Genomic DNA, 13,219 nt, shown 5'->3' on the forward strand with positions numbered 1-13,219 from the left:
AAAAGGACATTTCTCTTTATGAGATTTGTCCTTTTATATTACTTATTTTCCAATTTAATTCTATTATAGTATATTAATAATTTCTTATATAATAGCTTCTGTTGTGAGTGCTATTATCTGTACTAACTATAGCAACATAATATAATCCATTATTCATTGCATTATATTCAATAATATGTGATGATTGTCCATCACAACTTATATTACCTTGATATACGTAATTTTGTCCAATAGCATCATATAAGAAGATAAAATAATTACCACTAGTAAAAGGATGGAATGCTAGTTTTGTAGTACCGCTTTTATCAGGTGTAAAACGGAAATAATCATGATCTTCTGAGTTAGTGAATTTACCCATAACTACTGCAGTTGGGTTATTAAGAATATTAGCGCATTCTAATTCACCATTAAATTCAACTTCTTGATCATCTATAAAAACTGACTCTTTGATTCTTTCTCCGTATACAGCTAACTGATAGGGTAGGTTACTTCCACTGTTAGAGCTGACTTTCATAATATATTCATGGTTATATTGAAATTTAAATTCTTTTTGGTATACACCACTAGTAGTAGCATAATCCACTATCTTATTGTTATCTGTTTTATCTAATATGTAAAGATTGTAAGTGGTATTATTGTTATCTATAAAGATATAAGTTATTTTTTGGGTTTCATCTGGAGTGTATGAAAAATAGTCTACATCATTACTGCTACTAACAGTACCTTCAATGTAGTTCCTAAAGTGATTACATTAGCGGTATCCCAAGTGTTATTACTTTCCTTTTCCTGATCAGTAATTTGTTCTCCAGCAGCATATACATTAAAATTACAAGAAATTACTACTAATAGCATTGCCAAACACAAACTTATTTTATTTTTTAATTTTGTTTTCATCATTTGTTAGATTCGCTCCTTATTTTATTATTTTAGTTATTTTATAGAGTTATACTCAATAACCGTATATAGATATTATTTTTATATTAAGCTGCAGCATTAATAACTATTTAATATATTTATGTAACTATCATATGTATAAGTAAAATTTGAGCGTTTTTATGTTGTGTTTCGATAAAATATTAATAATATTATTCTTTTTACAATTAATTATACTCTTTAATATAAATATTTCAATTATTTTTTGCTTTTTTTTAATTTTTATTTTATTTTTGGTTATTAATCTTATATTCATACAATATTCGCTAAAATACTACAAATAAAAAAAGGGCATCACGCCCTAGATTTTCATCTATGTGACGAGATGACCCTTTTAATTAATTGTATCTAATTATTTAGCAACAAACTTAACTGTTTCAGAAGTATTTACATTTCCAACACCAGCTTCGTCAGTGATTGAACCAGCTGATACAGAAACTGTAATCATATCACCAGTTTCAGTTTCTTCATGAGTTAAGATGAATGATTTACCATCTTCACCAGCTTCAACTTTAGTAACTGTTAATCCGCTAAGAGTGAACTCACCTGAAACATCTCCAACAGTTACACCAGCTACTATTTCACTAAATGTAACTTTTGTTTGAGTCTTAGAAAGTGCAACTGCACTAGCTAATTCTGGATCTTTATTTTCAGTAGTTACTGTAGCAAATTTAGCACTATTGTCTGAAGAGCTCATTACAGTACCATTTTTATTTACAATTTTGCTATCTTCTAATTCTATATCATATACTTTACTGCTATCGAATGGTGTACCTGAGAAGAATACACGTAATTTGTTTCCTTCAGTTCCTTCTTCTCTAACTAGAGCGTCAGTTGCAGATACTACTTCATTATTGTATTTAATGATTATATCATCTGTATTAGATGATGATAAAGAAGATTCGATAACTTGGTCAAAGATTATGTCTATTGTATTTTCATCAACAGCGATTACACCAGAAATCTTAGGACTAGTTACATCACTATTAATTCCACCAAATACTGCTTCGTTTTTGTTATCAGTTGTATCTAGAGAATCAATACCAAGAGAATCTTTAATCTTATCAGCTGCAACAGTTACAGTATATAATTTGCCTGATTCAAAAGTATCACCAGTGTAGTATACAGTTACAGATTTTTTATCTGAGCTAACTACTACTTTATTAACTGTTCCAGTAAATTCAACATCACTATCAGATGGTTCGATACTGAAGTCACTATTATCTAAGTCACCTGTTATAGTAAGAGCTTCACTGAAAGTAATTTTTAATGTTTGGTTATTGAATAATACAGCAGATGTTACTCTTGGAGCATCATTAGCTACTGTAGTACCAGCGAATAAAGCTGAATCATTAGTACCAGTAATGATTGTATTACCAGTTGAATCATTAATATCAGCAGCAGTTACTTTGTAGATAACACCTGATGTCATAGTAGCTGTTTCAAATTGAAGAGTTACAGTTTTATTATCATCTGCTACAGCTGCTTGTGTTGGATTAGCTGCATCAGCAATTTTGTTGCTTGAAGTTTCAGTACCTGATTCTACAGTGAAAGTAAAGTCAACAGGTTGAACTGTATCTTTGTCAATTTCTTCGTTGAATTTAACAACAACAGTATTGTTATTAGTTGCTACAGCAGAGCTTAATTTTGGAGCAGTTCCGTCAGCAGAACCAATTCCTGCGAATTCAGCAGTATCATGGTCTTCGTCAACAACGTTTCCACTAAGATCATTTACGCCTGTAACATCAACAGTATATATTTTTGATGATTGAGCACCAGTTGTTAATACCCATACAGTACCATCAGTTACTACAGTATCTTTAACAACTTTTGTTGGGTAACCAAGTTCTGAACCAAAGTAGTAGTTGTATGGTAATTTTGCAGTAATTTCATCCATTGGTTCGTTAAATGTTACTTTAACAGTTTTGTTATCAATTGATACAGCACCTGATACTCTAGGAGCAGTAGTATCTTTTGCTAATCCAGCAAATAAGTATTCATCATGATCTGAATCTATTTCATTATTTGATAAGTCTGTAACGTTAGTTACATTAACTTTGTATAACTTTCCAGCTTCATGCTCAGATGTTGTAAGAACAACTTCATTCTCAGCAGTTTGTCTTTCAGCCTTAGTTATTACTAAACCTTCTACCTCATAGTTAGCTATATTTTCAGCAGTAACTTTTTCAACATCTTCATTAAAAGTTAATTTAACAGAAGTGTTAGTTAAACTTACAGCAGAAGTTAATCTTGGGCTAGTTGTATCTGGTGCAAGACCAGCGAATAAGAACTCATCATTATCAGAGTTAATTACATTACCAGAAACATCTTTAACGTTAGAAACAACAACTTTGTGGATAGTTCCAGAAGTTTGAGCTGTAGTTGTTAATATAACTTCGTTTTTAGCAGTTTGTCTCTCAGCTTTTAAGATGTTAATTCCTTCTATTTCATAGTTAGCTATGTTTTCAACAGAAGCTTCGTCCATATCTTCGTTAAAAGTTAATTTAACACTTGTATTAGATAAAGCAACGGCTGATTGTAATTCTGGTTTTGTTTCATCTTTAGCTAAACCACCGAATTGGAAGCTGTCATTGTCACTATCAATAACATTTCCTGATAAATCAGTTACGTTAGAAACTTCAACTTCGTAGATAGTTCCTTGAGTTTGTGAAGATGTAGTTAAAATCACAACTGTTTTGATTGGATTTTCATCTGCATCAACATCATAAGCAGCTTTTAATACATTTACGTCATTAATTTCATAATTAGATGTAATAAGAGCGTTAACATCTACTTCTTCATTAAAGTTTAATTTTACAGTAGTGTTTGTTAAAGCAACAGCTGATTGTAATTCTGGTTTTTCAGTATCAGCAGCTTTAGCAACGAATTTGTAAGATACACCATTATAAGTAAGAGTGTATAAAGCGTTCTCTTTTAATGGAGCAGTTGTAAGTCTTACCATTGTGTTATTAGCTCTTAATGAAGTACTAAGAACTTCAAAAGTCTCATTGTCCTCGTCAACTAGTGTAAATACATCAGTTGATGGGGCTATTGATATATCTTGGTTAAGTGATACATCTTGAGTTGTTGAATTCAATGATGAAACTGAGTTAATATCTAATAAAGTAGTAACGATAGGGTAACCAAGTTTTTCACCTAGTGTAACATTGTCACCTTTAGATACTAATGTTAATGAATCATAAGTGAGTGCTGCAAGGTTAAAAACGATGAATTCATCAGTTAAATTAATATCACTTGCAGAGTCTACTAAACCAATTTCTTCAGCTTTTGCAGCTACTGTTTCCCAAGTATAATCTTCAGGATCAGCATAGCTTAAAGCTTTTAATAAGATTTTTGCATATTCTTGTGAATTAACTTCTCTGTATGGTCTGAAAGTTCCATCTGGATAACCAACAATATTTAACTCTGGAGTAGCTTTCACATATGCCATCAATCTTTGTTGATAACCATTTTGACCTTCTGCATCAGCAAAAGTATCTTTTCCTTCGTAATCGAATGCTAACATTTCATCTTCAAGACCTAAAAGTCTAAGTAACATTACGATTGAACGATATCTAGTCATAGTCTTAGTACCGTCTATACCATGACCCTCACCTTTAATTACGTTTAGTTCTTCGAGTTTGTCCAGTTTCGCTTGATCAGAAATTGACGTAGCAGCAAAACTAGGAACAGTTGAAAATAATACGAATGCAGCAAGTGCAAACGCTATGACTTTTTTCATTGCTTTTTTCATTACTTCTTTTCCTCCTTATTAAATGAATTCTTAGTTTATTGAACTTTCACTCTATAGTATCCATAGAGTTGTTCGGATTTTTTATCTTTGGTTTTATAAGTTGTTAGAGAGTAAAAAATGACAGTGCCATGTCATTAGATATGTACAACTTATATATGTGATTGCAAAAAAATATACTTGCAATCAAGGTTTGGTTATTATGTAGACTGATTATGTTAACCATTACAGTAATCATTGTATAAGACAAATTTTAAAATATCAACTCGCAAAATCTTCCAAAAAATATAAGAGGTGGTTAATATGGTTATAAATGAAATGTATTAAAACCATGTATTTATGGGAAAAATATAGGTTATGAATGATAAAAAATGGAAAGGATTTGGTGATAATATTACAAAAATGTAATATAAGTTTTAATAATTAGAGTGATTTAGTTATACCAATATATGAGAAATTTACCTAATTTTTATAAAAAGCTTTACATTTACCAATTTTTTTGGTAAAATTAAATTACAAATATTACAGAAGTATTACAGGATGATTTAAAAAGTATTACTCGGAGGAAGTATTTATGAATGGAGCGTCAAAATATAAAGAAAATATTTTATTTAAATATAAAAAAGAAATAATATTGATATTTTGTTCCCTATTTATATTCTTTACAATAGGAAACGTATTTATTTCTAGTAAAATTGAAACCAAGGCAACAGTAACAGCCAATTCTTATAATGTTGTATATGGTGGTAATAGTATGGGGATTGTATATGACAAATCTGTTGCAGATAGAGTTTATTCTATAGCTAAAGCCGAGATCAAAGATACAAACGGCGAACATATGAAGGTTGACAAAGAACTCAAGTATTATCTTGAGTATGCTGACGATAAACAGATTACTGATGAAGATACATTACTTAATAATCTAAGAACTGCACTGGCAAATGATAAAGAATCATTCCAGGTAAAAGGATACATTCTTAAGATAGGTGATGATTTTCAGGTAGCATTAAAAGATGAAGATGATGTTAAGGAAGTATTGAAAAGAGCACAAAGCATGTATATCAATGAAGCAGACAATTATGATATCGACTTAGTGCGTGTTCCTTATACAACTTCAGTTAGAATGCCTGTAATTACTAAGAACAGTAATTACAATGAAATCGGAACAGCTGAAAGAATATTCAAGACAACTACAAATATAAGTGAAGAAAATGCATCTGATAAGAAGGATGCAGAAATTCCTATAGAAACTGTTGGTGTTTCTTTTGCAGAAGATGTCCAGATAGTAAAAGGTTTTGTTGATAAAGCAGATATAGCTAATGTTACTGATGCTACTGAACTTATCACAAAAGAAAATGAAGAAGAAAAAGTATATGCAGTTGCTAAAGGAGATACTTTATCAGAAATAGCACAAAAGAATGATATGAAACTCTCTGAATTAATGAAACTTAATCCAGGGTTAGAGAAACAGAAATATATTAATATAGGACAGAAAATCATAGTAACTGTCCCAGAGCCAGAGCTATCAGTTGCTTGTGATGAAAAAATAATTTATACAAAACCGATTCAATATACAGTTGAAAAGGTAGAGAATAAGAACAAATATAATGGTACAACTACAGTACTTGAGTATGGTGTTGAAGGTGAAATCCAAGTAACGGCTGTTGTAACAAAAGTTAATGGTTATGAGCAGTCAAGAACTGTAATAGATGAAAAAGTTATAAAAGAACCAAAAGCAAAAATAATAGAAGTTGGTATAAAACCATTCCCATCAAAAGGTTCAACAGGTAATTTTATATATCCTGTTGTAGGAAGTATAGTTACATCACCATTTGGATATAGACGTGGAGGTTTTCATCATGGTCTTGACCTAGGAGGCTTACCAGTAGGAACATCTATTAGAGCATCTGATGGTGGAACAGTAGTTTTCGCAGGATGGAAGAGTTCAACTTACGGTTATACTGTAGACATCGACCATGGAAATGGTGTTTTGACAAGATATGCTCATTGTAGCAAAGTAGTAGTGAAAAAAGGTCAAAAAGTATCTCAATATCAAGAGATTGCCAAACTAGGAAGCACCGGCAACAGCACCGGACCTCATGTACACTTTGAAATCAGATTCAATAATGTAGCAGCAAATCCAAAGAAATACCTTGATTAGTAAATGATTATAATGTCTTAAATAGAAAACTCACCTTAGGGTGAGTTTTTTGATGGATAAAATATATCTCTATCTAACATAGCCAATAATTAATCAAATAAGAAGAAAAAGTGTTTTGTAAGAATATTGATGACAACTACAAGCAAAATAGTATATGTATATGTGAAGTAGTGAGGCAGGACGCCGAACCCAGCTTTTTGCTCAGGACGAGCAAGTAGCTGGCATAACATATACATATACTATTTTGCAAAAACCAAGTCAGAACAAAACACTTTTTTTGACCTACTTGTTCTTCATACTAAAAATACTTGCTTTTATTTACATCAACACTTTTATTTGATAGAATAATAGACATAGATAATTAATTAAATCGTAATTACGAAGGGAATATGTGAGAGGAGAGTTAACATGTCAAAAATACTTGTCGTAGATGACGAAAAAGCAATTGTTGATATTCTGAAATTTAATCTTCAAAGAGAGGGTTACAGTGTTATAACTGCATGTGATGGTGAAGAGGGATTACAGATATTTGAAAAAGAAAAACCAGATTTAGTTTTACTTGATATCATGATGCCTAAGGTAGATGGACTTCAAGTATGTAAGATGATAAGAAATAAATACGATACACCTATAATAATGTTGACAGCCAGAGCAGAAGAGGTAGACAAAGTTCTAGGGCTTGAACTTGGAGCTGATGATTTTGTTACCAAACCATTTAGTGTAAGAGAACTAATGGCAAGAGTAAAAGCTAACCTAAGAAGAACTGTATTAGATAGTAAAGATACAAAAGATATACATATAATGGCATTTGATAATATGAGTATCAATGTTGATCGTTATGAAGTTAAAATAGATGATAAACCTATAGCTCTAACAGTTAGAGAATATGAATTATTAAAATTCTTAGCAACTAGAAAAGACCAGATATTCACTAGAGAACAGCTCCTTGAAAAAGTATGGGGATATGAATATTATGGCGATGTAAGAACTGTAGATGTAACCATAAGAAGACTAAGAGAAAAAATAGAAGATGTACCTAGTAAACCAAAATTTATTTTAACAAAAAGAGGAATTGGATACTATTTTAAAGGTTAATCTAGGATTTGGGTGAGATGAGAATGAAAAGCTTAAAATGGAGAATGGTTACTATATATGTACTTCTGGTACTTATCGTTATGATCGCTTGTGGAACCATGATTGTTACACAAATTAGCAGTAATGCATATAGAGAAATAGAGAATAGCCTTAAAAAATCTATTTCAACAAGTATGGAAGCTATAGGTGAGAGTAGTACCAAAGCAGATGCCATCACCAAATGGGAAAATGCTATCAAAGAATATAGAGACAGTGAAAGAAAATTATTTTTGCTTGATACAAATGGAAAAGTAATCTATGCAGATAAAATAGTCCAAGAGACATATCTAACACCTATGGTCATGGCAGCCATTGGTGATAAGACCATGAAAGAATTTGATAAAGTATATGAAAAGAATAAAGATGATGAAAAAGAATATCTAGGTTATGCAAGACCAATAAAAGTTAATGATGAAGTAGTGGCTGTTATCTATATGTTAGCACCATCATGGCAGGTTAAGGTGAATTTATATAGTACAATCAAAATAATTATTTTAGCTATTTTCTTTGCGATAATCTTGTCCATTGCATTTGGATTCATGTTTTCTAATTTCTTGACAAAACCTATTATTGCTTTATCTAATAAAGCTAGGGATATGTCAGAAGGAGATCTGGATAATCCTATTGAAGTTCTATCTAACGATGAAATAGGAGAGCTAACTAAGAATTTTAATATTATGGCAAAAGAACTTAATCATAATATAACGGAGATATCCAGTGAAAAAAATAAACTAGAAACAGTTTTTGCTCATATGACAGATGGTATCCTAGTATTTGATATTGATGGGATGCTGATACATAGTAATCCTGCAACTAGAAAGCTTATAGGATTAATAAACAGGAATACATTCTTAGAAATATTTGGAGATTATCTAGATACAACTTATGATAGACTTTTAACGCACATAAAGGGGGGAATAAGGCAGCATATCATACGAATAAAGGAAAAGTATGTCAATCTGTGTTTTGCGCCTTATTTGGACCAGAATGAGAATATTATGGGTAGTATATGTGTTATCCAAGATATAACAAAACATAAAAAGCTGGAGGAAATGCAAAAAGAATTCGTGGCCAATGTTTCTCATGAATTAAGGACTCCTCTTACAACTATTAAAAGTTATGCCGAAACATTAATTAATGGAGCATTAGATGATAGAGAGATAACAGTAGATTTTCTTAATGTAATTAATCATGAAAGTGATAGAATGACAGCTCTAGTACAAGACTTGTTAGAACTTTCAAGGCTTGATAATAAGCAGACAAAATTGAGGATGCAGTCTATTAACCTATCACATATAGTAGAAGGAAGTATTAATAAATTCCAGATTCACGCTAAGAAGAAACATCAAACAATGGTCTATAATTCAACTGAAAGTGATTATAAGATTATTGGTGATGCCAATAGAATAGAACAAGTTATTAAGAATATCATATCAAATGCAGTAAAATATAGTAATGAAGGAGATTCTATAACAATAAATGTATTTGAAGAAAGTGATTATGTAGTAGTAATGATAGAAGATACAGGAATGGGTATTCCAAATGAAGACTTGACTAGAATATTTGACAGATTCTATCGTGTTGATAAAGCTCGTTCTAGAGCTATGGGAGGAACTGGACTTGGACTTGCTATAGCAAAAGAGATTATGGATTATCATGGTGGACATATTAATGTTACTAGTGAAGTTGGGGTTGGAACCTGCTTTTATCTGTACTTTCCTTATGAGGCATAGATGATTTTTAGAATATTGTTATGTAATAGTTAACTCATTGTAATAAAATTGTAATATTTATCTAGTATAATTGTATTAGATAATAGTTGGAATATAGTTCCTTATTCATATTCCTCTTATTTCATCTATTATTGATTAGAGAAATGACCAATTATCTTTAATAATATAGGTTAATTAGAGATATAATTAATATAAGAAGAAATATTTGATGAAAGAGGTAAGCATATGTGTATAAAAACAATTAGAATAATTATAATAAGTGCATTTTTAGTTCTATGTATGCCCGTAATTGCATGTGCAGCCCCAGATTTTAATGGAGAGAATAGTCAAGAAACTGAAAAATTAAGTTTCTTTGAAGAATTTCAATTAGATGAAGCTGAATTTGTTTACAATGAAACTGAAGATACTATGGAAAGTCATTCGATGACTGATTTATATATAAACCTTAATAAAGATATTACCAATACTGACAAAGAAGATTCAGATGTAGTTAAGAAAGAAATCAATTCCTTTTCATACCTAAAGTTAAATAAGGGCTTTGATATTAAGGACAGCGATGGAAATGCTTTAAAATTAGATAGTAATTTCATTAATGTGGCACCAACATTTTCATCTACCAAGAAGATTTCTGGAAATGGTGAAGAAGGTGTAACGGTTGGTATCATGGTTTATGATAGTTGGACAGAAGATGGGAAACTCAATATAACATATCAATCTGTATATGAGACAATAGGTCTTTCTAAGATATTTGATGAAACAATTGAACTTAATACTATAGGAATTAATTATATCTGTATTGCAGTTATGAAAGATGATGATACAGAATATAGAGTTTATGTTCTTAATAGGAAAGAAGAAGAAACAAGAGATAAACTTGAAAATATTGAAATAGAATTTAAGATTAATGATGATGAGGAACAAAATTCAGATGAAAAGGCAGAACAAGAATCTGTTGATGATGACTCATTCGATTTATTCAAGAATTTCAAATAATGATTTAACTAATTAACATGATTAAAGGATTATAGAAAAAAGTAATGGTGTGATTTCCATGAAAAATAATATACTAAAAACAGTGATCTTAATAGCATTAATAGTGCTTAGTTTATATCAGACAACAAGGTTATGGTTTGATGATTTGTCGGACCACAACCTTTTTTATGATATAATAAATTATAATACTCCTACAGAAGAAAGTAAAAAAGACAATGGATATTACTTTATTAAGCCTGATATAATGGCTTTATACTCACCGGAAGAAGAATATTCCCTGATTAAAAAAACTAATAAAAAATTCCAAGAACTGTTCAGTAATTCTATAAACTTCTTGAAAGTAATAGTAGCATATGGAGAAATTGTAGAGGATAATATTCCTACAGATATCTTATGGAATAAAAGTAATCTACTATTAAAATATCCATTCCTGATAGAATCTAATCTGTTAGCAAAAGACCTCAATATTAAGAATCTCGATTTTGAAAGTAATATTAATAACTTTAATGAGATTATTATTGTGCCAACAGATGATTTGAATGAATATGTTTTTGTATACTTTATTAACGATAAATATTATAATGATATTCAGGCACTTAGGATAAAAAGAAAAGATATTGAAGTTTCTAATAATAGTCTTTCTGAATCAATGAAAGATATAGAAAAGAATCAAGTACTTCCTAGTTTTATGTCAACCAGAAATATGGGTCTTGATTTATTTACTAATAATGTATTACTGCCAGAAAAGGGTTCTCTATATACTGATGTAGTATATTTTAAAAAACCTTTCTATACTGAAGATAAATTGGACAGTAATTTATTAGAAGACTATGTTAATGGTTTTTTCAAGAACAATATCAAATGGAAATTAGCTAATGATGAAGATCCAGAGAAATTTACATATACTGATGAAAGTGTTTTTGTATATTACGATACTAAAGGCATAGTTGAATATATTAATAATGATATTCAAAACAGAAAAGACCTATCTATAATAGATTCATATTACATAGCTGAAAAGTTTATAAATAAAAAAGATAAGATTATTAATAAACAAGAATATTCGTTAACTAATTATATCGTTTCAGGTAATGAAACTAAATTTTATTTTTCTTATAAATATAATGATATTAATGTTAATGTTCCAAAAGATTATCTGGAAATGCTTGATATGAAGTATCCTATGGAGATTACTGTTTTGGATGGACAAGTTATTAATTATAAGAGAATAATACTAGACTTGGATCTAGATGATTTTATAAAACCACCTGAAAAATTCAGTGTAGATTATATTAGTGTTATAAATGGCATGTTGGAAAAGTATCCCCAAGAGCAAGGAAAGAAAATAAACAACATGTTTCTTGGTTATAAAATTAATTATTTGGAAGAAAACATGAAACTTAATTGGACAGTAATTACTGATAATATAATTTTTAACAATAGTGCAAGAACTGTTGACCAAGAATAGTTATCAAAAGATGTTTTACTATTTAGTAAGAAGTAGGTGTTGATATGAATTTTGGAAGGATACTTAATATTTTTATAATATTATTTCTGATTGCTAATGTTGTGCTCTATGGAATGTATGAATATAAGAGTAAGAAAGATTATTCTATAACTGCTGAGAAAGAAGCACAACTTAGAGAAACATTAGGTGAGAATGATATTTACATATATTGTTTATTACCTGATTTTCGTCCAAGGAAAAGAATAGAAGTAAAATTTCGGAATATAGATGAAGACAAAATAAGAAAACAATTATTTGGTAATGTAACTGTTACCTATAAAAATCTAGATCACCGATATACCAAAGAAAATGAAGACCTCATTATATATCAAGGAACCAAAAAGGGTACTATTTTTTATTCTAACAGTTTTGATAATCATATAGCCGAGAATTTCGACAATTCTACAATAGAAAAATATAGTAAGGATTTAATGAAAAAACTGACTATAGAAGGCAATATGAATTTAACCAGTTATCAGCCTGATGACAATTACAGTTATTACCAAATAGAGTATAATGACAGCTATAGAGATGAAACTATATTCAGTAATACTGCAGGTATTATTTTTTATGAGAGCGGTAAAGTAATGGCAAGGGTAAAGAATCGTTATGAACCTATTAGATTTGTAGGTGATAGTAAAAAAATCTATCCCATAGATGAAGTTTTATATAAATTCATGCATAATATCAGGCAAAAGGATAATAATGAACTTATAAAAATAATGGGAATAGATATTGGTTATTATGTTGAAGAAGAGGATATTACTGATGCAAACACTATCATGAAAGCAGAACCATGGTATAGAATAAGGCTTGGTAATAATGAAGTCCATTATATTAATGCGTATACGAATAAAGATACATTCTACACGAAGGGTATATTTGACCTAGAGGACGAAGAAAACTAGAGGTATCAAATTACTACTTTTACAAAATTAGTAAAGTGTGCTATAATTTATTTTGGTCAAATAAAAATACGCAGATTAGACTAGATGGAATGAATTGTT

The 13,219-nt window shown here is 29.9% G+C and carries 9 protein-coding genes; 6 read left to right on the forward strand and 3 right to left on the reverse strand.

Features of this window, described 5'->3' with window-relative positions; genetic code table 11:
- Positions 1–73 precede the first annotated feature (73 nt).
- The 3 genes from AACQ14_RS00405 to AACQ14_RS00415 all read right to left on the reverse strand — a co-directional run bounded on the left by AACQ14_RS00405 (position 74) and on the right by AACQ14_RS00415 (position 4,687).
- On the reverse strand, positions 74–583 hold the full coding sequence (locus AACQ14_RS00405; protein WP_339361583.1) for a hypothetical protein: 510 nt from the start codon (positions 581–583) through the stop codon (positions 74–76).
- A 113-nt stretch (positions 584–696) separates the two neighbouring features.
- A complete protein-coding gene (locus AACQ14_RS00410; protein ID WP_339361584.1) occupies positions 697–897 on the reverse strand; it encodes a hypothetical protein in 201 nt (66 codons plus the stop codon).
- Between the two features lie 388 nt (positions 898–1,285).
- Entirely contained in the window at positions 1,286–4,687 is a 3,402-nt protein-coding gene (locus AACQ14_RS00415) for a hypothetical protein (RefSeq protein WP_339361585.1), read from the reverse strand.
- Positions 4,688–5,258: 571 nt separating this feature from the next.
- On the opposite strand from AACQ14_RS00415, the gene AACQ14_RS00420 reads away from it, so the two are divergent.
- From AACQ14_RS00420 to AACQ14_RS00445, 6 genes are all read left to right on the forward strand, one after another.
- Positions 5,259–6,845 (forward strand): peptidoglycan DD-metalloendopeptidase family protein, encoded by a 1,587-nt coding sequence (locus tag AACQ14_RS00420; protein WP_339361586.1) that lies wholly within the window; start codon positions 5,259–5,261, stop codon positions 6,843–6,845.
- Positions 6,846–7,253: 408 nt separating this feature from the next.
- Positions 7,254–7,940, forward strand: coding sequence for a response regulator (locus AACQ14_RS00425; RefSeq protein WP_339361587.1), 687 nt, complete (start codon positions 7,254–7,256; stop codon positions 7,938–7,940).
- 23 nt (positions 7,941–7,963) lie between these two features.
- A complete protein-coding gene (locus AACQ14_RS00430; protein ID WP_339361588.1) occupies positions 7,964–9,712 on the forward strand; it encodes an ATP-binding protein in 1,749 nt (582 codons plus the stop codon).
- Positions 9,713–9,937: 225 nt separating this feature from the next.
- A complete protein-coding gene (locus tag AACQ14_RS00435) occupies positions 9,938–10,705 on the forward strand; it encodes a hypothetical protein (RefSeq protein WP_339361589.1) in 768 nt (255 codons plus the stop codon).
- Positions 10,706–10,763: 58 nt separating this feature from the next.
- Positions 10,764–12,173, forward strand: a complete 1,410-nt coding sequence (locus AACQ14_RS00440; protein ID WP_339361590.1) for a hypothetical protein — start codon at positions 10,764–10,766, stop codon at positions 12,171–12,173.
- Positions 12,174–12,217: 44 nt separating this feature from the next.
- On the forward strand, positions 12,218–13,120 hold the full coding sequence (locus AACQ14_RS00445; protein WP_339361591.1) for a two-component system regulatory protein YycI: 903 nt from the start codon (positions 12,218–12,220) through the stop codon (positions 13,118–13,120).
- Positions 13,121–13,219: the final 99 nt, after the last annotated feature.

The organism is Vallitalea maricola (assembly GCF_036985595.1).
Classification (GTDB): Bacteria; Bacillota; Clostridia; order Lachnospirales; family Vallitaleaceae; genus Vallitalea; species Vallitalea maricola.